We start from the raw sequence: 25659 nt of genomic DNA on the forward strand, positions 1-25659 counted from the left end.
GGTCAGCCCTCGGCGAAGCTGCGGCCCGGGTTCATGATGCCGTGGGGATCGAGCAGCGCCTTGATCCCCCGCATCAGCGCGATCTCCTGCGGGCTGCGCGAATGGCCGAGATACGGGCGCTTGATCGCGCCGATGCCATGCTCGGCCGAGATGCTGCCGCCCGCATCCCGCACGAGGCCATAGACGAGGTCCTTCAGCCGGGTCTCGGCCTTGTGGTCGCCGGGGTCGGGCAGCGCGACGACGACATGCAGGTTGCCGTCGCCGATATGGCCGTAGACGAGGGCGCGGGCACCGGGAAAATCGCGCGCGGCGGCCGCCTCGATCGTGGCGAGGGTCGCGTCCATCCGCCGCAGCGGCAGGCTGACGTCGAAGGGCACGATGGGGCCGAGGACGCGCGAGAACTCCGACACGCTCTCGCGCAGCGCCCAGATGCGGCGCTGGTCGCGGACCGAGGCGGCGATCACCGCGTCGGTCACGAGGCCCGCCTCATGCGCGCGTATGACGAGGCCCTCGAAGGCGTCGCGGGTGCCAAAGCCCGAGCTTTCGACGATCACGGCGATGCCGTCGGGCGGGAAGAACGGCGGCGCGGCGGCGGCCGGTCCCATGATCCGCTGGAAGCCGGGCCACATCGCCTCGAACGAGGTCAGCGCCGGCCCGAGCGCGCCGCGGGCGAGCCGCAGCAGCCCTGCCACCGCCGCGAAATCGGGACAGGCGCAAAGCGCCGTGGCGCTGTCGCCGGGCGCCGGATGCAAGCGCAGGATGCAGCGGGTGACGACGCCCAGCAGGCCCTCGGAGCCAATGAACAGGTGCTTGAGGTCCAGCCCGGCGTTGTCCTTGGTCAGCGGCCGCATGGCGTCGATCACCGTGCCGTCAGCCAGCACCGCCTCGAGCCCCAGCACCTGCTCGCGCGCCATGCCGTAGCGGATCACGGTGTTGCCGCCGGCATTGGTGGCGATGACGCCGCCCAGCGTGCAGGATGCCCGCGCCCCGATATCGACGCCGACCGCCATCCCTGCCGCGGCCGCCGCCTCCTGCGCCGTGGCGAGGATCACGCCTGCGCCCGCGGTCAGGGTCGCCGCCTCGGGGTCCACCGCCTCGATGCGGTCGAGGCGCTGCAGGCTCAGCGAGACGCAGCCGGCCTGCGGATGCGCGCCGCCCGAGATGCCGGTCAGACCGCCCTGCGGCACGACGCCCACCCGCGCCGCGTGGCAGAGGGCGAGCGCGCGGGCCACGCCCTCGGTATCCCGCGGCCGCAACAGCGCGAGCGGCCGCGTCGGTGGCAGCCCGGCCCAGTCCTGCAGCATGGCCTCGGGCACCTGCGGTCCCGGAATCACGACCTCATCGCCGAGCTCACGCTGCAACTGTTCGAGGATGCTGCCGGCCATGCTGCCTCCACCAAACGGCATATCGCCGCTGCGTCAGAAAAATACTGTTTGTCGAGGCTAGAGGGCCTGCAGCCGGTGTTCAAGGAACAAGCCCGAGGCAAGCCGGCGAGGCAGATCGGCAAGATCACCGAGGATTGCTTGACTTTCACCGGCGAGGGCGACCAGATGGCGCGACGGGCCGAGGGTCGGATCGGCGCTAGATCAGTATACTGATTCAACTTGGACATGCCATGTATTCCACTCTCGACAGCGACGCGCCGGGGCAGAGGGCGCCGAACCTGCGCCGCCGGATCTACGAGGATCTCAGGCAGCGGCTGCGGCAGGGCGAGTTCGACCGCGACGCGCGCCTCGTGGATGTCGACCTGGCCCGCGCCGCCGGGATCTCGCGGATGCCGGTGCGCGAGGCGCTGCTGCAACTGACGATCGAGGGGCATCTGGTCGGCACCACCCGCGGCTTCGCGGTGCCGCAGCTCTCCGCGCAGGACATCGCGGACATCTTCGAGATCCGCCGCCTGACCGAGCCGCGCGCGGCGGCTGCGGCAGCGCGCGACCTCGACGACGAGGGGCTGGCGACGCTCGCCCGCTGCCTCCAGACGGCCCGGCGCGCGGTGGGCGCCAACTCCTTCGACCTGCTCTCCGAGGCCAATATCCGCTTCCGCGAGACCTGGCTTGCGGCGCTGCGGAACCGTCGGCTGGCCGAGGTCATCACCCGCTTCTCCGACCAGGCGCAGATCGTGAGACAGGGCACGCTGTCGATCCGGTCGGTGCAGTTCGTCGTGCTGGACGGGCTGGAGGGCCTCCACGACGCCTTCCGCCGCCGCGATTCGCTGGACGCGCACGACCGCATGGCCGCCTTCATGGCCGAGGCCGAGCACAGCTATTTCGACCGGCTGCGCGGCGACAGTTCCGGCGCGGGCGAGGAGGACACGTGATGGCGGACGGTATGAGCCTGCGGGCGCGGCTCGCCGCGGGCGAGGCGGTCGAGGCCTTCTGGTTCATGATCGGCTCCCCTGCCCTCGTCGAGATCGCGGCCGAGGCGGGGCCCGAGGCGGTGATCCTCGACGCGCAGCATGGCAGCTGGGACGACCGCTCCATCGCCGAGGCGGCGGCGATCCTGGCCGGGCGCGTGCCCCTCCTGGTGCGAACCGCAGACACCTCTGCCGCGGCCGTGACCCGCGCGCTCGACGCGGGCGCCGTTGGCGTCATCGCGCCGATGGTCGAGACCGCCGATGAGGCGCGCGCCGTTGTCGCCGCCGCCCGCTTCCCGCCCGAGGGCCGCCGCTCCGGTGGCGGCGTGCGGCCGCTGAAGGGCGATTTCGCCGCTTATCTCGACGCCGCGCGCGCAGGCACTGTGGTCGGCGTCATGGCCGAGACGGCGAAGGCGGTGGAGAACATCGACGCCATCCTCGCGGTGCCGGGCATCGACCTGCTCTTCGTCGGCACCGGCGACCTTGCCCTTTCGCTCGGCACCTTCCCGCACGAGCGCCCCGAATACGCCGCCGCCCTCGCAACCCTCCGCGCCGCCGCTGCGCGGGCCGGCCTCGCCTGCGGCCTCTACACCGGCACCCTGGCCGAGGCCCGCCGCCGCCGCGCCGAGGGCTGGGCCGTGACCGTTTCGGCCAGCGATCTCGGGGTGCTGGCTGCGGGCTTCGCCGCCGCCGGACCGGCGCAGCGGGACGGCGCGACTGGGAGCAGGACAGCCTCGTCGAGGCCGGCTGCGCGCAGAAGGACATCATCGCGCAGCTGATCGAGCAGATGCAGGCCGGCGTGATCGACGTGGCATGGCCAAGCGCGATCGGTAATGAGGGGGCGCAAGCCGGTCCGTTTCCACATTCGAGGGCCCCTCGCCATGACCTTCCCCGATGAGATCGCCGGCCTCGGCGCCCTTGCCCTCGCACGGCGGCTGATCGGGGCGCAGCTTCTCGTGCGCGGCACCGGCGGCATCATCATCGAGACCGAGGCCTACACCGCGGACGACCCTGCCTCGCACAGCTTCCGCGGGCCAACGCGGCGCAACGCCTCGATGTTCGGGCCGGCGGGACACGCCTATGTCTACCGCTCCTACGGCGTCCACCTGTGCCTCAACGTGGTCGCCGCGCCGGGCGAGGCGGTGCTCATCCGGGCGCTTGCGCCGACGGCGGGGGTGGAGCTCATGCGCGCCCGGCGCCGGGGCGGCGCGCTCTGCAGCGGTCCCGGTCGGCTGGCCGAGGCGCTCGGTCTCAGCCTCGAGGATGACGGCGCCCTCTTCGACGGCGGCGAACTCGCGATCACCCTCGCGCCCGAGGCGCCCGACCTGCTCGTCGGCCCCCGCATCGGCATCAGCCGGGCGCAGGACCTGCCCTGGCGCTTCGGGCTTGCGGGGGCGGAAGGCCTCAGCCGGCCGTTTCCGCCGCGGCAGGGCCGCTGAACGCCGCCGCGAGGTCGCGGGCGATCCCCGCGCCCTCAGCGGGCGGCAGTTGCGGCGGCGCCGACCAGCCCTCCGTCCCGGCCTGAAGATAGGCCTGTGACGAGATGTCGTGGACATGCTGCATCGGCACCACATGGGCATGGGCGTGCGGCACATGGATGCCGGTATAGACCATCGCCACCCGCTCCACCCCGTAGAGCGCCTTCATCCGCCGCGCGAGCGCCTGAGCGCAGGTCGTGACGGCCGTGGCGAGATCCTCGGGCAGGTCCTCGAACCAGACGTGATGCGCCTTTGGGATCACCAGCGTGTGGCCGGGGCGGATCGGGTGCAGGTCGAGGAAGGCCATGATTCGGTCGTCCTCGTAGACCCTGTGGGCGGGCAGCTCGCCCCGGGCGATGCGGCAGAAGAGGCAGGTGTCGGTCATGGCGATCCCCCGGCTTGGCCACGGCATGATGCGGTCGGACGGCGGGAAGGCAATGGGCCGCGGGCGGCGGAGTCGGCATGCATACTGCCCGATCGCGGCCTCGTCGGTTCGTCACAAGCCACCGGCGGACCGGCCAGATACGCGTCGAGCTGGGCAGGCGTGCGCGGGCCAGCCCGCAGGCTGCTGACGGCCGCGGATGGCCGCATTGCGCGCTCGCTTCGCTTCGCGATGAAGCTGGATGCCCGCCCTGTGCGGCGGCCGGTGCCGCTGCTCGGCGGCGCCACCGACGCGGTGCTGCGCGAACCCGGCCTCTCCGACGACGAGAGCGCCGCCGCCGGCCCCTGGCCGCTCAGCCCTGCCGCCCCGGCCAGCCGCAGGGCCAGCGGCCATGCGCCGGGTTGTCCCAGGCCGGCATGTCGAGCCACGGATACCAGCAGAGCCCCGCCACCGGCACCTCGGACCGGGCGATCTCGGCCCGCACATGCGCGAGCCAGTCCCAGCGGTCGCGCACATGCGGGAAGCGGCGATGGGCGGCGGGCAGGCCGTCATGCCAGCCGGTCTCGGTGATCATCACCGGCAGGCGGTAGCGGTCGGCCACCGCGCGCAGGACGCGGTGCAGCGGCTCATGCGCGTGGTGGGGGTAGTAGTTCACGCCGACCATCTCGACATGGCCGCTCGCGACCAGCCGGTCGGTGGCCGTGAAGACCGAGGGGTGGAGGTGGTGGAACGGATCGCATGTCGCGAAACGCGGCCGCAGCGGCAGGCAGGCGGCGGTGGTCATCATCTTCAGCGCCATGTCGGTCGCGCGCTTCGGCGTCAGCCCCGAGACCCGGCGGCCGACCGAAGGCTCGTTCACCGCGATGGCCCAGGCCCCCTCCGGCAGCGCGAGGCAGCAGGCGATCGCGTGCTGCGCCGGACGTGGCGGCGCGTCGAAATGGACGAAGTCCCACATGACCGGAAAGCGCTCGGGCGCGGCGCGGACCCGCTCGACGATGTCGTGCCGCCATGACAGCCCGTCCCGCGCGCCCGCCGCGCCCTCCGCCGCCGCCACCGCGTAGTGATGCGCCATGGCGCCGGTCGGCAGGTGCCCGGTGGAGTGCAGCAGGTCATGCCCGTTCCAGTGCAGGCGCGCGCATTCAAAGCCGGCGAGGAGGGGCGTCTGCTCGGCGCCCTGCGGCGCGGTTTCCGCTGCTGGCTGAAAGATCATCCCGTCCGCCCGAGTCGTTCACGGCCTGTTCTGGATGTGCCGTGCCTGCGGGGCGGATGCAAGCGGACAAGCGAAGGGGGCGGACCCGCGGCCCGCCCCCTTGCCTCAACGCCGTGGCTCAGCTGCCGGAGCCGGACGTCTTGCCGCTGGTTGCGCCCGCACTGCCGGTCGAGACCGAGCCGGAGCCGCCGGTCGAACCCAGCGAGCCGGAGGACGAGGCGCTCTGGCCGCTGCTGCCGCCCTGGGTCGAGCCGGTCTTCACGCGCAGGTTGTTCTGGACATGGTTCACGCCCGGAACATCATCCGCGATGTCCTCGGCCCGGCGCTTGTCCTGGCGGCTGTCCACGTTGCCCGACAGCGTGACCTCGCCGCCGGAGACCGAGACCTCGATGTCGGAGGCATCGAGCGAATGGTCGTCGCTCAGCCGGTCCGAGACGTCCTCGCGGATGCGCTCGTCCGAGCGGCTGTAGCCCTTGGGACCGCGACCCCGATGGGAGGACATGCCACGGCCGCCGCCCTCGCTGCCATAGGGGCCGCCGACGATGTAGGACTCGCTGGCACTCCGGCCGCCGTAGTCCTGGCCACCATAGCCCTGCGCCCCATAGCCCTCGCGATCGCCGTAGCTCCGGCTGCCGCCAAAGCCTTGCCCGCCGTAGCCTTGCCCGCCAGATCCTTGGCCGCCATATCCCTGGCCGGCGCGGGAGCTCTGGCCCTGGCCGGAGCGTCCGCCGCCGAAGCCCATGCCGCCGCCGGAACTGCTGCCGCCATAGCCCTGACCGCCATAGCCTTGGCCACCGTAGTCCGCGCCGTAGCCGGCACCGAACGCCTCGCCGCCTTCGCCACCGTAGCCGCGACGGCCCTGACCCTGACCGCCGCCCATGCCGGAACGGCCCCAGTCGTCGGACCCGCGATAGCCGCCGGCACCCATCGAGCCGCCGGCATAGCTGCGGCCGTAACCCTCCTCCATGCGCCAGTCCGAGCCGCCGCCGCGGCCCTGCGAGCCATAGCCGCCGCGTCCGCGATCCTCGCGCCGCTCGCCGCCGCTCTGGCCGCCGTAACCCCTCTGGGCATAGTCGCTCATCCCGCGGTTATCGTCCCAGTCGCTGTGTGAGCCGCGCCGCGCGCCGCTGCGCCAGCTGTCATCCTGCCAGCCGCTGCGTCCCGCCTCACGGGACCCACCGCCGCCACGCATACCCCCGCGGCCGCGATTGTCGTCGTCCCAATCATCGCCTTGCATGTGAAGTCTCCTTCCATTGCCGGATGCGCTGCCTGCCCGCAGGCGGCAGTGACACATCAAGCAACGGCTCAAGCACGTTCCCGGTTCGGCGAGGCTTACATTCTTAGCAGCAGCGGGAACTGCTCGGCGGCGATCACCTCAGGGCTGCGCGAAGGAAGCCGGCGGCTATTCCACGAGCTTCCAGAACGAGTCCTTCAGGACCACCTTTCCCTGTCGGAAGCGATAGAAGTCGCAGCCGTTGACCTCAATCCGGGTGCCGTCGCCCCTGGTCCCGGTGAGCGTCCACTTCGAGATCCCGGTCTGCGCCGCCTCGTCCACGAAATGCTCGGCGTCGCCGTAATGGACATCGGGCAGCCCCTCGAACCGCCCGGCGAGCGCCTGCCGCACGCTATCCCGCCCCTCGAAGCGGGCGCCCCAAGGCATCGCGCCGCGCGGCATCTGCAGGACGCAACCCTCGGCGAAATGCGACATGATGCGGTCGAGGTCATGCGCGTTGAAGGCGTCGCAGAGTTCGACAAGTGCTGCTCGGATGTCCATCTGCGGGCCACCTACAGGACGCAAGCTTTCGCGCGAAGGTTACGCCCCCCCGGCCGAACAGCCAAGATCCTCCTGCATTCGAGCGAAATGCACAGCAGCTTGCCCTTTACCCGCCGGGCCGCTTGCCGCATCGCAGAAGAGCGGATCGAAACGGGGAGAGCGCCATGCCCGACAACGACGTTACGCGTTTCACCATCGCGCAGGAGGGCGTCCTCGAGGAGGTCGAGGCGGAGCTTGAGGCGGGGAAGAAGCGGAGCCACTGGATGTGGTTCATCTTTCCGCAACTGGTCCAGCTCGGCCATTCGCCGACGGCCAGATATTTCGGCGTCGCCGACCTCGCCGAAGCGCGCCGCTACCTCGCCGACCCGATCCTCGGCGACCGGCTGCGGCGGCATGTGAGGCTGGTGCTGCGGCACCAAGGCCGGACCGCGCGCGAGATCCTCGGCACCCCCGACGACGCCAAGCTGCGCTCATGCCTGACGCTGTTCAAGGCGGCGGCGTCAGGGCCGGAGGACGCGCGGCTGTTCCAGGACGGGCTGGACCGGTTCTACGGCGGCGAGCCGGACCCGCGAACGACGCGGCTGCTGGAGGGGTAAGGAGGGACTGGCGCACCCGACAGGATTCGAACCTGTGACCTCTGCCTTCGGAGGGCAGCACTCTATCCAGCTGAGCTACGGGTGCGTGCGGGCCTTCCTACACGCGCGTGGGGGATGCCGCAAGGCTCAGGCGAAGAGCTCGTGGCAGAAGGTCAGGGCGTCGATCAGGGCCTCGATTTCGGCCTCGGTGTTGTAGAGGCCGAAGCTCGCGCGGGCGGTCGCGGTCTGGCCGAAGAACTCCATCAGCGGCATGGCGCAGTGGCTGCCGGCGCGCACGGCGATGCCGCGCTTGTCGAGGATGGTGGAGATGTCGTGGGCGTGGGCGCCCTGCATGGTCATCGAGAAAATGGCACCCTTGCCGGGGGCATCGCCCTGCATTTGAAGCCAGTTGAGCGAGCGCAGCCGGGCGCGGGCGTGGTCGCGCAGGCGGCGCTCATGCGCGGCGATGTTCTCCATGCCGAGGGACATCATGTATTCGAGGGCCGCGCCGAGGCCGATCTGGTTCACGATGCCGGGCGTCCCGGCCTCGAACCGCAGCGGCGGGTCGGCGTAGCTGACGGCGTCGCGCGTGACCTCGCGGATCATGTCGCCGCCGCCCATGAAGGGACGCATCTCGTCCTGCCGGGCGCGGTCGATCCAGATCGCGCCGGAGCCGGAGGGGCCGTAGAGCTTGTGGCCGGTGATGCAGTAGAAGGCGCAGCCGATCGCCGGCACATCGACGGCCATGTGGACCGCGGCCTGGCTGCCGTCCACCAGCACCGGCACGTCGGTCCCGCGGCAGACGGCGCCGACATCGACCACGGTGCCGGTCACGTTCGACATATGCGTGACGGCGATCAGGCGGGTGCGGGGGGTGACGGCGGCCAGCACCTTCTCGGGCGGCAGGCTGCCGTCGGGCTCGGGCTCGACCCAGCGGAGGACCACGCCCTGCCGCTCGCGCAGGAAGTGCCAGGGCACGATGTTGGCGTGGTGCTCGAGGACCGAGAGCACGATCTCGTCGCCCGCGCGCAGCCGCGGCGCGGCCCAGCCGTAGGAGACGAGGTTGATGCCCTCGGTGGAGCCGGCGGTGAAGATGATCTCCTCGGGGTCGCTCGCGTTCAGGAAGCGGCCGATGGTGGTGCGCACAGCCTCGTAGCGCTCAGTCGCGAGATTCGACAGGTAATGCAGGCCCCGATGGACGTTGGCGTATTCCTCGGCATAGCCGCGGGTCACGGCGTCGATCACCGCCTGCGGCTTCTGCGCCGAGGCGCCGTTGTCGAGATAGACCAGCGGGCGGCCGTTCACCTGCCGCGAGAGGATCGGGAAATCGCGGCGCACCGCCTCGACATCGTAGCTCATGGCGCAACCTCCGGCACCGGCGCGAGGCCGAGGCCGCCCAGCAGCGCGCCGAGGACCGTTCCGGCCAGCAGCAGCGTGCCCAGCATCGCAAGGCCCACGAAAAAGGGGTTCTGGAAACCATGCAGCGCGGTGACGAGGCGCACCAGCAGCATGACGTAGACGGCGAAGGCCACGAGGGTCAGCACCGCGGCCACGAACGGGAACAGCAGCGTCAGGACGAGCTGCGCCGCTTGCAGCGCGACGATCACGGCCTCGATCCAAGCGATGACGAGGACCGCGTCGGCGAAGCTGCCGGTGCCGCCGAAGGCGCGGCCGACCATCGTCACGAGCGCGGCGCCGAAAGCGGCGGCGGCGAACTGCATGGCCGCCAGCATCAGCGGCGCCTGCGACAGGATCGACATGGGTCCCGCCACCTCGATGGGGAACATCGCCTCCGCCGCCCAGGCAAGCAGGGTCGAGAGGGCCGCCATGAGGGCAAGCGCCATCCACCGCTCGCCCATCGTCAGCCCGAGGCCACGCAGAGCGGCGAGCGCCGCGTCGGGCGCCTTCAGCGACAGTTGCAGCAGTTGCCAGCCCTGCGCGAAGCTCATGCGCGGACCGCGAGCGTCGAGAGGCCGGCACCCCAGATGACGAGGAAGCCCAGGCCCGCGATCACATTGGTCAGCACCAGGGCCGGGCCAGGGCCGATCAGCCCCGCTGTGAGCCCCGTGAGCAGCATTGCCGGCGCCACGGCCAGCAGCGCCCAGAACAGCGCCAGGCGCGAATGGCGCGGCTCGATCCGCCACGGCGTCAGCCGGGCGGCAAGCGAAACGATCAGCGCGACCGTGTAGGCCAGGAGCGGCAGGATGAATATCACGCCCATCATCGCCCCGGCGATCCGCACGTCGAGCGGCACCGTGGGGTCCAGCGTCGCCGCCCGCGCGTGACCGGGCGCCTGCGCCAGCAGAAAGACCATCATCGCCGCCATCAGCAGCGCCAGCAGCGCTGGCTCGGTAAAGTCGGAGAGGCCCCGCACCACCCGGCGCGGGGCCACCCAGCTTTCCAGCACCCGCGGGACGATGCCGCGCCGGGCGGGGAGCGTCGTCACGCCGCGCCCCCGTCGTTCAGGCCCTCGGTCAGGGCCTCGTCCAGCCGGTCGGCGACCTGCGTCCGCAGCGCCTCGTCCTCGATCTCCTCGAGCGCGGCGGCGAGGAACGAGAGCACCATCAGCACCACCGCCCGAGGCCGCGGCACGCCCCGCGAGCGCAGATAGAACAGCGCCGTCTCGTCCAGCGCGCCGGTGGTCGAGCCGTGGCTGCATTTCACGTCATCGGCGTGGATCTCCAGCTCGGGCTTGGCGAGGAACTGGCTGCCGTCGTCCAGCAGCAGCGCCTGGCTGATCTGGTAGCCGTCGGTCTTCTGCGCGCCGGGCTTGACCAGGATCTTGCCCTGGAAGACGCCGGTGGCGCCGCCCTGCAGGACCTTCTTGAAGACCTGCCGGCTCTCGCCGCGCAGCCCCGCATGGCTGATGAAGATCGTGTCGTCGTGATGGAAGCCCTTGTCGCGGCCGTAGCTCGCGCCCGCCACATGGACCACCGCGTCGTCGCCGGCCATCTCCACGACGGTCTCGCGCCGCATCACGCGGCCGTCGAGCGCCAGCTCGAAGCTTTTCAGCGTGCCGCCCTCGGCCACGCGGGCGAAGAGGTGGCCGAGCGACAGCTCCGGCACGCCCGCCCGCTTGGCGGCGATCATGTGCAGGCGGCCGCCCTCGGCGATGTCGGCCTCGATCACCGCGTTCTGCCGTGCGCCGGCGATGCCGGTCTCGAGGATCGTCGCCTCGGCGCCCGGCTCGACGCGGATGACGTGGTGCCAGAGGGCATCCGCCGTCCCGTCGCTGCTGCGGTGCAGGATGTGGATCGGGCGCGAGACCTTGCCGGTGACGTGGATCGCCAGCCCCTCGACCGCCGCCGCGGTGTTCAGCGCCGCGAAGGGGCGCGGCACCGGGATATGGGCGCGGCCTTCGAGGCTGCCGTAGAGCGAGGCGGCCCAAGGTGCCTCGGACAGCGGCGCGATCTCGACGCCGTCGAGTTCGAGCGCATCCGAGGCGGAAGCGTCGAAACGGCCGTCCACGAAGACCAGCTTCAGCCGATCCACCTCGGCAAACAGGATGCCGTCGCCCTCGGGCAGCGGGACGGCCGGAGCATCGGGGGCGAGGAACGCGTCGGGCCGCGTGAAGCGCCAGTATTCGTCGCGCCGGCCCGGGAGGCCCAGCGTCTCGACCCGCTCGCGCGCCGCCTCGCGGGCGGGGGTCAGAGCGTCCTGCGGCAGCGGGTCGGCCGCGCCGACCAGCACCGCGTCATTGGAAAGGAGAGCCTGATCCGCCATTCAGCTGCCCTCCACCATCTCGCCGTAGCCCGACTCCTCGACCTCGAGGGCCAGCTCCGGCCCGCCGGATCGCACGATGCGGCCGTTCGAGAGGATATGCACCACGTCCGGCACGATATGGTCCAGCAGCCGCTGGTAGTGGGTGATGACGAGGAACGCCCGGTCGGGCGAGCGCAGCGCGTTGACGCCGTCGGCCACCAGCCGCATCGCGTCCACGTCGAGGCCGGAGTCGGTCTCGTCGAGGATGCACATGCGCGGCTCCAGAACCGCCATCTGCAGGATCTCGTTGCGCTTCTTCTCGCCGCCCGAAAAGCCCACATTGACCCCTCGGCGCAGCATGTCGGCGTCGATCGCCAGCGCCTTCGCCTTCTCGCGCACCAGCTTGAGGAAATCGCCCGAGCTGAGCTCCGCCTGCCCCCGCGCCTTCAGCTGCGCGTTCAAGGCCGTGCGCAGGAAGGTCATGTTGCCGACGCCGGGGATCTCGACCGGATACTGGAACGCGAGGAACAGCCCCTCGGCTGCGCGCACCTCCGGGTCCATCTCGAGGATGTCGCGGCCGTCGAGCGTGGCGGACCCTTGCGTGACCTCGTAGCCGTCGCGGCCGGCGAGGACGTAGGAGAGCGTCGACTTGCCCGAGCCGTTCGGCCCCATGATGGCATGGACCTCGCCGGCGGGCACCTCGAGGGTCAGGCCCTTGAGGATCTCCTTGTCCTCGTCCTCAAGCTTCACATGGAGGTTTTCGACCTTCAGCACGTCTCGTCCTTTCAGTTGTCCGCCGCGGGCGCGCTTACGGTCGCGCGCCGGCCTTCGGCGGGTTCGATCAGGTGGTTGGCGTTCTTCGGCCCGACCTTCCAGGTGCGGGCAGTGACATATCCGGCAGCAGTGCGCCACGCCTCGAAGCCGGGCAGGTTCTGGTCCGTGACCTCGACCAGCATCAGCGGCCGGCAGCGGGCGATGGTGTCGCGGAGGCCCAGCAGCACCTGCAGTTCCATCCCCTCGACGTCGATCTTGACCAGGTCGGCGCGCTCGCCGGCCAGCAGGTCGTCGCCCGCATGGACCGAGAAGCGCCCCGCCCCATCCTCGCGCCTGCGCATCTTGCTCGCGCCGAGATTGCGGTCGTGGCGGCGGATGGCGAAGCCGCTGTCGCTGCGGTCGGCGAGGCCGACACCCAGCAGATCGGTGCAGATGCGCCCCGTGAGCCCGTTCATCACCACATTGGCCAGCAGCGGCGCGGTGGCGAGGGGGTTCGGCTCGATGACCACCACGCGGGCGGCGTTCATGCGGGCGGCGAACCAGACCGCGTGGTTGCCGATATTGGCGCCGATGTCGATGACATGCGCGCCGGAGGGCAGGCGACGGCCGAGTTCGGCCAGTTCCTCGGCCTCGTAGAAGCGGCCCCGACGCAACGCGTTCTGGATCGGGTCGCGGCGGTAGTTCAGCGCGAAGGTCAGCCCGCCCCAATGCACCAGCTCGAAGGGCGGGAAGGCTACGGGCCTGCCGTCGGCCAGCGCCGCAAGGGCGGCCGCGGTGTCGAAATAACCGGGGCCGACCGCCTCGGGCGCGGGCAGCGCCACCGCCGCGGTGTCGCGAAGAACCGCCGCCGTCATGCCGCCACCGCGGGCATCAGCCTCTGCGCCTCCATTCCGAACCCCATTGGTCGTTCCCAATCCACCGCAACCCTCGAGGGCGCATCAGCGCCCGCTCACGCGAGGACGAGCGCGTCCACCACCTTGCGCACGAAGGGCGCCATGCCGTCCGGGCCGGAGGTGCGATCCTTTAGGTGGATCGTCAGATCCGGCCGCCGCGCGGCGATGACGCCGACCAGCTCGCCGCGCGCCGTGTCGTCGAGGCCCGCGCCCATAACGACGCAGGCGATCCGCGGCTCGGCCTCGAGCTGGCGGATCACCTCGGCCCGGTCATGCGCGCCCAGCCACTCGACCTGCATGTCGCTCAACTGCCGGGCGATGTCACCGACGACGCCCGGAAGCTTGCCGACCAGCAGCACGACGGGCTTGCCGGGGCTGGTCATCCGACGCTCCCCTCGAGGCTGATGGCGACGAGGCTCTGCGCCTCCATCGCGAACTCCATCGGCAGCGCCTGCAGGACCTCGCGGCAGAAGCCGTTGACGACCAGCGCCACCGCCTCCTCCTCGCCGACGCCGCGGGCGCGGCAGTAGAACAGCTGGTCCTCGTCGACCTTGGAGGTCGTGGCCTCATGCTCGACCCGCGAGGACATGTTCTTGACCTCGATATAGGGCACCGTATGCGCGCCGCACTGGTCGCCGATCAGCAGGCTGTCGCACTGGGTGTAGTTGCGGCTGTCCGTCGCCTTCGGGTGCATCGTGACGAGGCCCCGATAGGTGTTCTGCGCCTGGCCCGCGCTAATCCCCTTCGAGACGATCCGCGAGCGGGTGTTCTTGCCCAGATGGATCATCTTGGTGCCGGTGTCGGCCTGCTGGCGGTTGTTGGTGATGGCGATCGAGTAGAACTCGCCCTGCGATTCATCGCCCCGCAGGATGCAGGACGGATATTTCCAAGTGATCGCCGAGCCGGTCTCGACCTGCGTCCACATCACCTTGGCCCGCGCCTCGCGGCAGTCGGCGCGCTTGGTGACGAAGTTGTAGATGCCGCCGCGGCCTTCCTCGTCGCCGGGGAACCAGTTCTGGACAGTCGAGTATTTGACCTCGGCGTCCTCTAGGATCACGATCTCGACCACCGCCGCGTGCAGCTGCGCGGTGTCGCGCTTGGGCGCGGTGCAGCCCTCGAGGTAGCTCACATACGAGCCCTTGTCGGCAATGATCAGCGTGCGCTCGAACTGGCCGGTATTCTCGGCATTGATGCGGAAATAGGTCGAAAGCTCCATCGGGCAGCGGGTGTTCGGCGGGATGTAGACGAACGACCCGTCCGAGAAGACGGCGCTGTTCAGCGTGGCGAAGTAGTTGTCGGACTGCGGCACGACCGAGCCGAGATACTTCTTCACCAGCTCGGGATGCTCGCGGATCGCCTCGCTGATCGAGCAGAAGATCACCCCTGCCTTGGCCAGCTCGTCCTTGAAGGTGGTGCCGAGGCTGACACTGTCGAAGACCGCGTCCACCGCGACCTTGCGCCCCTCGGCCGGGACCGCGCCCGCGCCCTCGACGCCGGCGAGGATTTCCTGCTCTTTCAGCGGGATACCCAGCTTCTCATAGGTCGCCAGCAGCTTCGGATCGACGTCGTCCAGCGACTTCGGCCTCTCCGCCATGCTCTTGGGCCGGGCGTAGTAATACTGGTCCTGATAGTCGATCGCCGGATAGTTCAGCAGCGCCCATTTCGGCTCTGCCATGTCCTGCCAGCGGCGCAGCGCGGTCAGCCGCCACTCGGTCATCCATTCCGGCTCGTCGTTGCGCTCCGAGATCAGGCGCACGATGTCCTCGTTCACGCCCTTGGGCGCGAACTCCATCTCGATGTCGGTGTCCCAGCCGTATTTATAGGCGCCCATGTTCTGCACGGTCGCGACGGTCTGGGCGTCCACGCCCTCCCGCACTTCCAGATCCGTATCGTCAAGCGCCATCGCTGCCTCGGCCATTCTCACCCTCCTGCCGGGCGGTCCCGGCCATCGCGTCGTGCTCGCCACCTGTCATGCGCGGCAAGCCACGCGGCGGCGAAGCGGTCAAGCTCCTCGGCGGTCGTGCCGGCACCGAAGGACACGCGGATCGCGCATGTCGCATCGGCATCACTCACGCCCATGGCACGCAGAACACCGCTCGGCCGGGCCTTCCCGGACGAGCAGGCCGAGCCCGCCGAAACCGCGAAACCGGCAAGGTCCATCTGCATCACCTGCGTCTCGCCCGGCCAGCCCGGCGTCACGACAGAGAGCGTTCCGGGCAGCCGCCGTGTCTCGCTGCCGGGATATGTAGTGGTTCCGGCCCCGGCTTCCAGAGCCCTTTGCAGGCGATCGCGCATTTCCGACAATTTTTCTGGGATTCCTGCCGCAATCTCGCGCTGCGCGGCCTCGGCCGCGGCGGCAAAGCCCGCGATGCCGATCAGGTTCTCGGTCCCGGCGCGCCGCCCGCGCTCCTGCCCGCCACCCCTGATTCGCGCCTCGACCTCGGTGCCGGGGCGCAGGATCAGCGCGCCGACCCCCTTCGGCCCGCCGAGCTTGTGGGCCGAGACGAACCCCGCCTCGATCCCCGACCAGTCGAAGGCGAAGGGGATCTTGCCGAACCCCTGCGTGAGATCGGCAACCGCCAGCCCCGCGGGGAGGTCCTGCAGCACACCCGTCTCGCCATTCGCCAGTTGCAGCGTGGCGCGGTGCGGGTCCGCGACCGTGACGCGCCCATCCGCGGCCACGGGCAGCGAGGGCTCGCACCAGGCCAGCACCGCGTCATGCTCCACCGCGGCGCAGGCCAGCCCGCGGCCCTGCATCGCAAGCGCCGCCGCCTCGGTCGCGCCGGAGGTGAAGACCAGCTCCGCCGAATCCGCGCCGAGCGCGCTCAGGATCGCCTCGCGCGCCCGCTCGAGCGCCATCTTCGCCGCCCGCCCCTCGGCATGAACCGAGGACGGGTTGCCCGGCAGCTCGCCCGCCTCCGCCATCGCCGCCCGTGCCTCGGGCCTGAGCGGCGCGGTGGCGTTCCAGTCGAGATAGACCCGGCTCATGTCGCCTCCAGCGCGGCCGCGATCCGCTCCGCCAGCCGCCGCGCGACCGCGTCCTTGCCCATCCGCGGCCATTCCTCAGCCCCGCTGTCGGTGATCAGCGTGACCGCGTTCTCGGCCCCGCCCATGATCCCGGTGCCGGGCGAGACGTCATTCGCCAAGATCCAGTCGCACCCCTTGCGCGCCCGCTTGGCGGTGGCATGGGCGACGACATCATCCGTCTCGGCCGCGAAACCCACGACCAGCCGCGGGCGGTCCGACCCCAGCCCGCTCACCCAGCGGAGAATATCAGGGTTCTCGCCCAGTTCGAGCGTCGGAGGCCGACCCGAGCCGTCCTTCTTCACCTTGCCCCCGGCACGGTTCAGCACCTTCCAGTCCGCCACCGCCGCCGCCATCACCGCGACATCGGCCGGCAGCGCCGCCTCGACCGCGGCGCGCATCTCGTCGGCCGTCTCGACCGGCACCACCTCGACGCCCTTGGGCGGCGGCACCGTCGCAGGGCCGGTGACGAACACCACCCGCGCCCCCTGATCGCGCAGCGCCGCGGCAATCGCCGCGCCCTGCGCGCCCGAGCTGCGATTGGCGATGTAGCGCACCGGGTCGATCGGCTCATGCGTCGGCCCGGAGGTGACGACGACGCGCCGCCCCGTAAGCCGCCCCGGCCCCGGCAGCGAGGCCGTGCCCGCGATCCGCGGCTGCCCTCCCAGCGCCTCGCGGATCGCGCCAAGGATCGCCGGGGGTTCCGACATCCGCCCCGACCCGAACTCGCCGCAGGCCATGTCGCCCTCGTCCGGCCCGACGAACAGCACGCCGTCCTGCGCCAGGGTCGCAAGGTTCCGCTGCGTCGCAGGATGATGCCACATCCGCACGTTCATCGCCGGGGCGACCAGCACCCGCTTGTCGGTGGCCAGCAGCAGCGTCGAGGCGAGATCATCCGCCAGCCCGGCCGCCATCTTCGCCAGCAGGTCCGCCGTCGCGGGTGCGACCACGACCAGATCGGCGTTCCGCGACAGCTGGATATGCCCGATCTCCGCCTCGCGGCCGACGTCGAACAGCGCCTCGTTGACCGGCGCCCCGGCCAGCGCCGAGAGCGTCAGCGGCGTCACGAATTCCGCCCCCGCGGCGGTCAGCACCGGGCTGACCTCGGCCCCCGCGCCGCGGATCAGCCGGATCAGTTCCGGGATCTTGAAGGCGGCAATCCCGCCGCCGACGATCAGAAGGATGCGTCTGCCCTGCATGGTCTCGCGCGTTGGTGCTCGCGCGGACCCTAAGCCGCGACGGCCGCGCGGGCAAGCAAGCCGAATTTTCGTACGAAAATTCGGAAACGATCCTTCGTACGAAGGATCGTAGCCGCGGCCGCGTTAACGCGTTCTTAACCCGTTCCTGCGAGCGTCGCCGCGGGGGACAAGAACATGGTGGCCATCGCCTATTCCGTCGCCTTCGAGGGCGTCGAGGCGCGCCTGGTGGAGGTGCAATGCTCGGTGGCGCCGGGCCTGCCGAGCTTTGCGGTTGTGGGCCTGCCCGACAAGGCCGTCAGCGAGGCGCGCGAGCGGGTGCGCGCGGCCTTCGGCGCCCTCGCCGTGGCGCTGCCCTCGAAGCGCGTGACGGTGAACCTCTCGCCGGCCGACCTGCCGAAGGAAGGCTCGCATTTCGACCTGCCGATCGCGCTCGCGGTCCTCGCCGCGCTCGAGATCATCCCGGCCGAGGAGCTGGAGCGCGTGGTTTCGCTGGGCGAACTGGCGCTCGACGGCCGGCTGGTGGCGGTGAACGGCGCCCTGCCTGCCGCGATGGCCGCGGCCGAGGACGAGCGCGCGCTCCTCTGCCCCCGGACCTGCGGCCCGGAAGCCGCCTGGGTCGCGTCGGTCCCGGTCTTCGCACCCGCGCATCTGCGCGAGGCGATCGACCACCTGACCGGCCGGGCGCCCCTGGCCACCGCCGCACCCGGCGAAGTCCCTGCCCCCGCCGCCACGCGCGACCTCGCCGAGGTCCGCGGCCAGGAACGTGCCCGGCGCGCGATCGAGATCGCCGCCGCCGGCCGCCATCACCTGCTGATGGTGGGCCCTCCCGGCGCCGGCAAGTCCATGCTCGCCGCCTGTCTGCCCGGCCTGATGCCGGTCCTTTCCCCGGCCGAAGCGCTCGAAACCTCGATGATCCATTCGCTCGCCGGCACGCTGGAGGAGGGCGGCATCTCACGCACCGCACCCTTCCGCGAGCCGCACCACACCGCCTCGATGGCCGCCATCGTCGGCGGCGGCCGGGGCGCCAAGCCGGGCGAGATCAGCCTCGCCCACAACGGCGTCCTCTTCCTCGACGAACTGCCGGAGTTTGCGCGCCCGGTGCTGGAGACCCTCCGGCAGCCCATTGAATCGGGCGAAGTGGTCGTGGCGCGCGCCAACGCCCATATCCGCTATCCCTGCCGCTTCCTGCTGATCGCCGCCGCAAACCCCTGCCGCTGCGGCCACCTCGCCGACCCGGCCCGCGCCTGCAGCAAGGCGCCCCTGTGTGGCGCCGACTACCTCGCGCGCATCTCCGGCCCGCTGATGGACCGCTTCGACCTGCGCATCGAGGTGCCTGCCGTGACGCTCGACGACCTCGCGCTGCCGGCCTCGGCGGCCGAGCCCAGCGCCACGGTGGCCGCCCGCGTCACCGCGGCGCGCGAGGTGCAGACCCACCGATTCGCGAGCCACGGCGGCGTGCGCGTCAACGCCGACGCGTCCGGCGCGCTGCTCGAGCAGATCGCGCCGCTCGATGCCGAATGCCGCGACCTCGTCCGCCGGGCGGCCGACCGCCTCGGCCTCACCGCCCGCGGCTACCACCGCGTGCTGCGCACCGCCCGCACCATCGCCGACCTCGACGGCGCGACGAACATCAGCAAGCAGCACCTGGCGGAGGCGATCAGCTACCGGCTGCCCTTCGTGCCCGGGGGATGATGTTCAGTGGACTGCCACTGGCAAACGAGCGTCACGAGCCGGGCACACCGGTAGACGGGCGCAGGCTCGCGCAATGCAGCGAAGGTGGTTTCAGCCCCCGGCAGCACGCCGGCGCGCCGCCAGACGCCGCTCCACCGCCTCCCATATCATTGCCGAGGCGTTCGTGCCATCGAACCGCTCAAGTTCCTGCAGGCCGGTCGGCGAGGTGACGTTGATCTCCGTCAGCCAGCCGTCGATCACATCGATTCCGGTGAAAAGCAGCCCCTTCTCGCGCAGCGCGGGCGCGATCCGGGCGCAGATCTCCCGCTCGCGTTCGGTCAGCGACGACTTCTCGGCCCGCCCGCCCACATGCATGTTGGAGCGCGCCTCGCCCTCGGCCGGCACCCGGTTGATCGCCCCGGCGATCTCCCCGTCCACGAGGATGATCCGCTTGTCGCCCCGGGTCACGGCGGCGATGTATTTCTGCGCGATCATCGGCTCGCGGCTCATGCCCGCGAACATCTCCATCAGCGAGGCCAGGTTGCGGTCCTCGGTCGGCAGGTGGAACACCCCGGCACCGCCGTTGCCGTAAAGCGGCTTGAGGATGATGTCGCCATGCCGCGCCCGGAACGCGCGCACCGCCTCGGGATCGCGGGCGATCATCGTCGGAGGCGTCAGGTCGGGGAAATCGAGGACCATCAGCTTCTCGGGGCTGTTGCGAACCCAGAAGGGATCGTTGACCACCAGGGTCGAGCCTCCCGCCCGCTCCAGCAGATGGGTCGAGGTGATGTAGGCCATGTCGAAAGGCGGATCCTGACGCAGCCAGACGACGTCAAAGGAATCCAGCGCCCGCTCCTCCCAGGGGCCGAACGCGACATGCGCGCCCAGCTTGCGGTTCAATTCGACCGCGCGCCCGTAGACGCTCAGCCGGCCTTCATCGAAAACCAGCCGGTCCACGGTGTACTGAAACAGCTTGTGACCACGCGCCTGCGCCTCCAGCCCGATGCGGAAGGTGCTGTCGCCATCGATGTCGACGGCCTCGATCGGGTCCATCTGCAGGGCAACATTCAGTCCCATTTCGGCTCCTTGCGCGGCTCGGCCCCGGTTTGAAGCGGATCGGAACCAACCGCAAGCCGCAGGTCAGTGCCAGCCGAAGGCGTTCTGGACCAGTTCGACCCGGCCCTGCGCGTCAACCAGTGCCGCGTCGAAACGCATGTCGCAATCGGTGCCGCAAAATTCGCAGGCCGCGAGGCAGATGCGGTCCATCTGCCGGCGGCAGAGCCGTTCGGCGGCCGAGGCGAAGCTGCTGGACTGCTTGACCTCGACAAAGACGATGGTCTCGCCCTCGCGCACGATCAGGTCGATTTCGCCCGAGGCACCGCGCCAGCGCCGCTCGAGGATAGCGCAGCCCGCCATCTCGTAGCGACGGGCGACACTCTCTTCGGCGGCATGGCCCGAAGCCCATGCGACCGCACCGCGCCGCGACCGCGCAGCCGAGGCTTCACCCGGTTCCATCTGCATCGCCACTGTCTTCCCCCTCATCCTTCGCAGCCGCCCCGCCCGCCATCGCGAGCGCCAGTTGATACAGTTCCCGCCGCGGGCGTCCCAGCGCCGCAGCCACGCGCGCCGCGGCGTCGCGCACCGACAGCCCCTCCTCCAACGCCGCCGAGATCATCGCCTCCGCATCCCCGCCGCCCGCACCGGAACGGCTGCGATCCACGAGAACGACCACCTCGCCCCTCAGTCCGTCGAGCTCGGGCCCGGCGAGATCACGCACCGTCCCGCGCCGCACCTCCTCGAACTTTTTCGTCAGTTCGCGGCAGATCGCGCTCTCCCGCTCCGAATCAATATCGCACAAATCCGCAAACAGGTCTTTAACACGCCTAGGATTTTCAAAGATTATCACAGTCGCCTCGACCGCCAGCAGTTCCTCCAGCCAGCGCCGCCGCGCCGCCCTGGCGGCCGGAGCAAAGCCGGCAAAGAGGAAGCGGTCGCTCGGCATCCCCGAGGCGACCAGTGCCGCCAGCACGGCGGAGGGTCCGGGCACCGCATTGACCCTGTATCCCGCCCCCGCCGCGTCGCGGGCGAGGCGGAAGCCGGGGTCGGAGACCGAGGGCGTTCCTGCCTCGGAGGCGTAGGCCACGGTGCGGCCCTCGGCCAGCGCCGCCAGCAGCCCCGCCGCCGCTGCCGCTTCGTTGTGGTCGTGACACGCCAAGATCCTTCGGCCGCGGAGCGGGATGCCGTGGATCGTCATCAGGTGGCGCAGGGTGCGGGTGTCCTCGGCGGCCAGCACATCGGCGGTGTTGAGCAGGTCGAGCGCGCGCAGCGTGATGTCCCGCGCGGCGCCGATCGGCATGGCGAGGAGGTAGAGGCCGGGTTCGGGCGCCTCGCGCTTCAGCGTGAGGGTCACGGCGGCCGCGTCTTCGGCGGGTCGCGGGACGGTCATCGGCGGCCTCCCTTGGCGCGCGGCGCGTGATTGCGGTGCCTGGGTCGATCACATAGCGTTGCCCTGTACGACGCCCCCGAGCCACAGGAAAGATCGCCATGTTCGCCATCCTGCCGCGCCTGCGCGCCGCCACGCTGCCCCGCCTCGCCCGGATCGCCGCCGCCGCGACCGCGGCCGCGCTCCTCGCCGCCTGCGAGCCGGGCGCTTTCGGCACCGCAGCCTCGGGGCCAGGCATCGGGCCGTCGATCGACCCCTCGCAGCCGGTCACGGTCGCGCTGCTGGTTCCGACCGGCTCCGGCGATGCCGATCTCGAATGGCTCGGCCGCTCGCTCGGCAACGCGGGCCGGATGGCGGCGGCCGATGCCCAGGGGGCGCGGATCGACCTGCGGGTCTATCCGACCGGGGCCGATGCCGCCTCGGCCGCGGCGCGGGCCAGCGAGGCGATCGGCGCCGGCGCGCAGATCATCGTCGGGCCGCTCCATGCCGATGCGGCGAACGCGGTCGGCTCCGTCGCCCGCGGCGCCGGGATCAACGTGCTGAGTTTCTCCAACAACACCGAGATCGCGGGGGGCAACGTCTACACGCTGGGGACCAGCTTCGGGAACGTCGCCGACCGGCTCGTCGGCTACGGCCTCGGCCAGGGCAAGCGGCGGTTCATGGTGGTGGCCGAGGATGACGTGGCGGGTCAACTCGGCGCCAATGCGATCCAGGCGGCGATCTCGCGCAACGGGGCGGTGTTCGTCGGCCGCGTCAACCACCAGATCTCGACCACCGGCATCGACGCCGCGATCCCGGCGATCGCCGCCGCGGCGCAGGCGAACCAGATCGACGCGGTGTTCATGACCGCGAACCAGGCGGCTGTCCTGCCCTATCTCAGCAACGGGCTTCTCGCCGCCGGGGTCACGCCGGGGACGCAGCTGATGGGCCTGACCCGCTTCGACGAGCCGGCGGTGCGGCTGACCATTCCGGGCGTCCAGGGCGGCTGGTTCGCGCTGCCGGACCTCGCGCTGCGCCAGCAGTTCGACGCCCGCTACCAGTCGGCCTATGGCGAGCGGCCGCATGCCCTCGCGGGGCTCGCCTATGACGGCATCTCGGCCGTCGCGGCGCTCGTCCGGGCCGGCCGCGCCGACGCGCTGACCACCGGCGCCCTGACCCGCCCGGCCGGGTTTGCGGGCGTGAACGGTGTCTTCCGCCTCGACCGCAATGGCACCACGACCCGCGGCCTTGCGGTCGCCACGGTGCGCAACCAGCAGGTCGTGATCCTCGACCCGGCGCCGCGCAGCTTCCGGGGCTTCGGCTCCTGATCTTGGCCGAGCCCGACACCGCAACCGAGGGCGAGGCCGAGGGCCTCCCCGGCGCGCCGGGCCTTCCCGGCGCGCATCCGCTGTTCGACCCTGCGCGCTTCCTTCCCATGCTCGACCGGCGGCTCGAGGGCGCGGCCGACCCGCAGGCGCTGCGCGCCGCCACCGTCGCCTGCCTCACGGAAGCCCGCGCCGAGGCGATGGCGGATATCACCGCCCGTTTCGAGACCCATCCCCGCGCCGCCCGCGAGACCGTCCGCGAGATCGCGGCGCTCACCGACGGCCTCGTCACCGCCGTCCACCACGTCGCCACGACCCATCTGCATCCGCGTCCCAACCCGACCGAGGGCGAGCGCCTCGCCGTCCTCGGGGTCGGCGGCTACGGCCGGGCCGAGATGGCGCCCCATTCCGACGTCGACCTGCTGTTCCTGACGCCTTGGAAGACCACCGGCTGGGCCGAGAGCGTGATCGAATCGATGCTCTACATGCTCTGGGATCTGAAGCTGAAGATCGGGCAGGCGACCCGCTCGGTCGACGACTCGCTGCGCCTCGCGGAAGGCAACATGACGATCCGCACGAGCCTGCTCGAGCATCGCCATGTCTGCGGCCACGCGGCTGTCACCGAGGCTTTGCGCGTTCGTCTCTGGCCCGAGCTGTTCGAGGGCACCATCCCCGAGTTCATCGAAGCCAAGCTGGCCGAGCGCGAGGAGCGCCATGCCCGCCAGGGCCGCGCCCGGTTCCTGCTGGAGCCGAACGTCAAGGAGGGCAAGGGCGGGTTGCGCGACCTGCATGCGCTCTACTGGATCGGCAAATACATCCACCAGGTCGAGCGGGCGCAGAACCTGGTCGATTACGGGATGCTTTCGCGCGACGAGCACCTGGCCTTCTGGCAGGCCGAGGATTTCCTCTGGGCGGTGCGCTGCCACATGCACCTCGTCACCGGCCGCCTGGTGGACCAGCTGACCTTCGACCTGCAGCCCGAAGTCGCCCGGCGCATGGGTTATCACGACGGCGGCGGCAGGCGTGCGGTCGAGCATTTCATGCAGGACTATTTCCTGCACGCGACCCGTGTCGGCGACCTGACGCGGGTGTTCCTGACCGGCCTCGAGGCGCGCCACCTCAGGCGGCCGCCGATCCTGACGCGGCTTTTCGGCCGCCGCCGGCGGCTGCGCAAACCGTTCCTCGACGAGGGCGGGCGCATCGACATCTCCGAGGAGGACCTCAGGGCCGAGCCGCTGAACATGCTGCGGCTGTTCGAGGAGGGCCTGCGCACCGGCCTGATGATCCACCCGCAGGCCATGCGCCGGGTTGCCGCCAACCTGGACCTGATCGACGACCGCCTGCGCCATGACCCCGAGGCGCATCGCATCTTCCTCGACCTGCTGCTGAAGCACGGCAACCCCGAGCGCGCCCTGCGCCGGATGGCCGAGCTGGGCGCCCTCGCCGCCTTCATTTCGGAGTTCAAGCCGGTGATGGCGATGATGCAGTTCAACGTCTACCACCACTACACGGTCGATGAGCACCTGATCCAATGCGTCGCCGCCCTCGCCCGGATCGAGCGCGGCGAGGACGAGGACGACCTGCCACTGACGACCGAGATCATCCGCGAGGGCCACCTCGACCGGGCGGTGCTCTACCTCGCGGTGCTGCTGCACGACATCGGCAAGGGGCGCCCCGAGGATCATTCGATCATCGGCGCGCAGATCGCGCGCAAGGTGGTCACGCGGCTCGGGCTGGAGTCTGGGCAGGTCGAGACGGTCGAATGGCTGGTGCGCCAGCATCTGCTGATGTCGGACGTGGCGCAGAAGCGCGACATCTCGGACCCGCGCACCATTCGCGACTTCGCCAAGGCGGTGCGGACCCGCAAGCGGCTGGACCTGCTGACGGTGCTGACGGTCTGCGACATCCGCGGGGTCGGGCCGGGGACCTGGAACAACTGGAAGGCGATGCTGCTGCGCCGCCTACATGCCGAGACGGCGGCGGTCCTCGAAGGCGGTTTCGAGGAGCTGAACCGCGAGCGGCTGCGGGGCGAGGCGCGGCGCGCGCTGCGTCACCGCCTGACCGCCGAGGGCTGGGAGCCGAAGGCGATCCGGGCCGAGATCGGGCGCCATTACGACAGCTACTGGACCGGCCTGCCGACCGAGACGCAGGCAGTCTTCGCGGGTCTCCTGGCCGGCATCCGCGATGACGAAATCCGCATCGACCTGCGCGCCGACCCCGACCGAGACGCGACCCGCGTGGCCTTCGCCCTGGCGGATCATCCGGGCATCTTCTCGCGGCTGGCCGGGGCGCTCGCGCTCTCAGGCGCCAACGTGGTCGACGCGCGCACCTATACCTCGCGCGACGGCTACGCCACGGCGGCCTTCTGGGTGCAGGACGCCGAGGGCCACCCCTATGCCGAGGACCGCCTGCCGCGCCTGCGCCAGACGATCGAGCGCACGCTCTCCGGCGCGGTCGTGCCCCGCGACGCTCTGGCCACCCGCGACAAGGTCAAGAAGCGCGAGCGCGCCTTCCGCTTCCCCACCCACGTCACCTTCGACAACGAGGGCAGCGACATCTACACCATCATCGAGGTGGACACCCGCGACCGGCCGGGGCTGCTCTACGACCTGACCCGGACGCTGGCCGCGAACCACATCCAGATCGCCAGCGCGGTGATCGCGACCTTCGGGGCGCAGGTGATCGACACGTTCTATGTCAAGGACATGTTCGGACTGAAGCTCACCCAGCCGGGCAAGCGCGAGACGCTGGAGCGCAAGCTGCGGGCGGCGATTGCCGAGGGGGCGGAGCGGGCCGACGCGCCGTAGCCGCGGGTCGGTGGGGCGAGGCCCCTCCCCCTTCGACGGGGGAGGGCCAAATCGCGGGGGAACGCCGAGA

At 70.9% G+C, this 25659-nt stretch carries 25 protein-coding genes and 1 tRNA gene; 7 read left to right on the top strand and 19 right to left on the bottom strand.

Annotated features, from left to right (window positions below; genetic code table 11):
- Positions 1-2: 2 nt before the first annotated feature.
- Entirely contained in the window at positions 3-1385 is a 1383-nt protein-coding gene (locus GI374_RS03690; RefSeq protein ID WP_229582584.1) for an FAD-binding oxidoreductase, read from the bottom strand.
- A gap of 230 nt (positions 1386-1615) precedes the next feature.
- Between GI374_RS03690 and GI374_RS03695 the strand changes: the two genes are divergently transcribed.
- From GI374_RS03695 to GI374_RS03705, 3 genes are all read left to right on the top strand, one after another.
- The gene (locus tag GI374_RS03695; RefSeq protein ID WP_154335678.1) at positions 1616-2317 is read left to right on the top strand and encodes a GntR family transcriptional regulator; all 702 of its coding nucleotides are present in this window, start codon (positions 1616-1618) and stop codon (positions 2315-2317) included.
- Positions 2317-3132, top strand: a complete 816-nt coding sequence (locus tag GI374_RS03700) for an HpcH/HpaI aldolase/citrate lyase family protein (protein WP_154335679.1) — start codon at positions 2317-2319, stop codon at positions 3130-3132. Before GI374_RS03695 ends, GI374_RS03700 begins: the two co-directional genes overlap by 1 nt.
- A 102-nt stretch (positions 3133-3234) precedes the next feature.
- Positions 3235-3792 carry a DNA-3-methyladenine glycosylase gene (locus GI374_RS03705; protein WP_154335680.1) on the top strand — a complete coding sequence of 186 codons (558 nt, stop codon included), beginning with the start codon at positions 3235-3237 and terminating at the stop codon, positions 3790-3792.
- Here the strand turns inward: GI374_RS03705 and GI374_RS03710 are convergent.
- The 4 genes from GI374_RS03710 to GI374_RS03725 form a co-directional block, all read right to left on the bottom strand.
- Complete coding sequence (locus tag GI374_RS03710; RefSeq protein ID WP_154335681.1) at positions 3758-4216, bottom strand: HIT family protein; 459 nt, start codon at positions 4214-4216, stop codon at positions 3758-3760. The two genes, GI374_RS03705 and GI374_RS03710, sit on opposite strands and share 35 nt — an antisense overlap.
- A 349-nt stretch (positions 4217-4565) precedes the next feature.
- On the bottom strand, positions 4566-5423 hold the full coding sequence (locus GI374_RS03715) for a hypothetical protein (protein WP_154335682.1): 858 nt from the start codon (positions 5421-5423) through the stop codon (positions 4566-4568).
- Positions 5424-5541: 118 nt separating this feature from the next.
- Positions 5542-6504, bottom strand: a complete 963-nt coding sequence (locus tag GI374_RS19005) for a BON domain-containing protein (protein ID WP_229582586.1) — start codon at positions 6502-6504, stop codon at positions 5542-5544.
- A 321-nt stretch (positions 6505-6825) separates the two neighbouring features.
- Positions 6826-7197, bottom strand: a complete 372-nt coding sequence (locus tag GI374_RS03725; protein ID WP_154335683.1) for a nuclear transport factor 2 family protein — start codon at positions 7195-7197, stop codon at positions 6826-6828.
- A gap of 164 nt (positions 7198-7361) precedes the next feature.
- Here GI374_RS03725 and GI374_RS03730 point away from each other — a divergent pair, with 164 nt between their 5' ends.
- The gene (locus GI374_RS03730; protein WP_154335684.1) at positions 7362-7793 is read left to right on the top strand and encodes a DUF1810 domain-containing protein; all 432 of its coding nucleotides are present in this window, start codon (positions 7362-7364) and stop codon (positions 7791-7793) included.
- 8 nt (positions 7794-7801) lie between these two features.
- Here the strand turns inward: GI374_RS03730 and GI374_RS03735 are convergent.
- From GI374_RS03735 to coaBC, 11 genes are all read right to left on the bottom strand, one after another.
- Positions 7802-7878, bottom strand: a tRNA-Arg gene (locus GI374_RS03735).
- A 41-nt stretch (positions 7879-7919) separates the two neighbouring features.
- Positions 7920-9131, bottom strand: a complete 1212-nt coding sequence (locus GI374_RS03740; protein ID WP_154335685.1) for a cysteine desulfurase — start codon at positions 9129-9131, stop codon at positions 7920-7922.
- Entirely contained in the window at positions 9128-9721 is a 594-nt protein-coding gene (locus GI374_RS03745; protein WP_154335686.1) for a YIP1 family protein, read from the bottom strand. Before GI374_RS03745 ends, GI374_RS03740 begins: the two co-directional genes overlap by 4 nt.
- Entirely contained in the window at positions 9718-10218 is a 501-nt protein-coding gene (locus tag GI374_RS03750) for a hypothetical protein (protein WP_370515124.1), read from the bottom strand. Before GI374_RS03750 ends, GI374_RS03745 begins: the two co-directional genes overlap by 4 nt.
- Entirely contained in the window at positions 10215-11495 is a 1281-nt protein-coding gene (locus tag GI374_RS03755; protein ID WP_154335687.1) for a SufD family Fe-S cluster assembly protein, read from the bottom strand. Before GI374_RS03755 ends, GI374_RS03750 begins: the two co-directional genes overlap by 4 nt.
- On the bottom strand, positions 11496-12248 hold the full coding sequence (gene sufC / locus GI374_RS03760) for a Fe-S cluster assembly ATPase SufC (protein ID WP_370515125.1): 753 nt from the start codon (positions 12246-12248) through the stop codon (positions 11496-11498).
- Positions 12249-12259: 11 nt separating this feature from the next.
- Positions 12260-13102, bottom strand: coding sequence for an FkbM family methyltransferase (locus GI374_RS03765; RefSeq protein ID WP_229582589.1), 843 nt, complete (start codon positions 13100-13102; stop codon positions 12260-12262).
- 95 nt (positions 13103-13197) lie between these two features.
- The gene (locus tag GI374_RS03770; protein ID WP_154335688.1) at positions 13198-13524 is read right to left on the bottom strand and encodes a hypothetical protein; all 327 of its coding nucleotides are present in this window, start codon (positions 13522-13524) and stop codon (positions 13198-13200) included.
- Positions 13521-15059, bottom strand: coding sequence for a Fe-S cluster assembly protein SufB (gene sufB / locus GI374_RS03775; protein WP_370515126.1), 1539 nt, complete (start codon positions 15057-15059; stop codon positions 13521-13523). Before sufB ends, GI374_RS03770 begins: the two co-directional genes overlap by 4 nt.
- 2 nt (positions 15060-15061) lie before the next feature.
- Entirely contained in the window at positions 15062-16129 is a 1068-nt protein-coding gene (locus tag GI374_RS03780) for a cysteine desulfurase family protein (RefSeq protein WP_154335689.1), read from the bottom strand.
- The gene (gene coaBC, locus GI374_RS03785) at positions 16126-17364 is read right to left on the bottom strand and encodes a bifunctional phosphopantothenoylcysteine decarboxylase/phosphopantothenate--cysteine ligase CoaBC (RefSeq protein WP_154335690.1); all 1239 of its coding nucleotides are present in this window, start codon (positions 17362-17364) and stop codon (positions 16126-16128) included. The genes GI374_RS03780 and coaBC overlap by 4 nt, the downstream gene beginning before the upstream one ends.
- Positions 17365-17538: 174 nt before the next feature.
- Here coaBC and GI374_RS03790 point away from each other — a divergent pair, with 174 nt between their 5' ends.
- Entirely contained in the window at positions 17539-19056 is a 1518-nt protein-coding gene (locus GI374_RS03790) for a YifB family Mg chelatase-like AAA ATPase (RefSeq protein WP_154335691.1), read from the top strand.
- Between the two features lie 90 nt (positions 19057-19146).
- Here the strand turns inward: GI374_RS03790 and gshB are convergent, their stop codons facing one another.
- The 3 genes from gshB to rsmI form a co-directional block, all read right to left on the bottom strand.
- The gene (gene gshB, locus GI374_RS03795; protein ID WP_154335692.1) at positions 19147-20112 is read right to left on the bottom strand and encodes a glutathione synthase; all 966 of its coding nucleotides are present in this window, start codon (positions 20110-20112) and stop codon (positions 19147-19149) included.
- Between the two features lie 63 nt (positions 20113-20175).
- Positions 20176-20550 (bottom strand): YraN family protein, encoded by a 375-nt coding sequence (locus GI374_RS03800; RefSeq protein WP_154335996.1) that lies wholly within the window; start codon positions 20548-20550, stop codon positions 20176-20178.
- Entirely contained in the window at positions 20537-21481 is a 945-nt protein-coding gene (rsmI, locus tag GI374_RS03805) for a 16S rRNA (cytidine(1402)-2'-O)-methyltransferase (RefSeq protein WP_154335693.1), read from the bottom strand. The genes GI374_RS03800 and rsmI overlap by 14 nt, the downstream gene beginning before the upstream one ends.
- A gap of 98 nt (positions 21482-21579) precedes the next feature.
- On the opposite strand from rsmI, the gene GI374_RS03810 reads away from it, so the two are divergent.
- Both GI374_RS03810 and GI374_RS03815 read left to right on the top strand, forming a co-directional pair.
- The gene (locus GI374_RS03810; protein WP_154335694.1) at positions 21580-22785 is read left to right on the top strand and encodes a penicillin-binding protein activator; all 1206 of its coding nucleotides are present in this window, start codon (positions 21580-21582) and stop codon (positions 22783-22785) included.
- 107 nt (positions 22786-22892) lie between these two features.
- Positions 22893-25589, top strand: coding sequence for a [protein-PII] uridylyltransferase (locus GI374_RS03815; protein WP_154335997.1), 2697 nt, complete (start codon positions 22893-22895; stop codon positions 25587-25589).
- Positions 25590-25659 lie beyond the last annotated feature (70 nt).

This window comes from Paracoccus sp. S-4012 (genome assembly GCF_009674885.1).
In the GTDB taxonomy this organism is placed as follows: Bacteria; Pseudomonadota; Alphaproteobacteria; order Rhodobacterales; family Rhodobacteraceae; genus Paracoccus.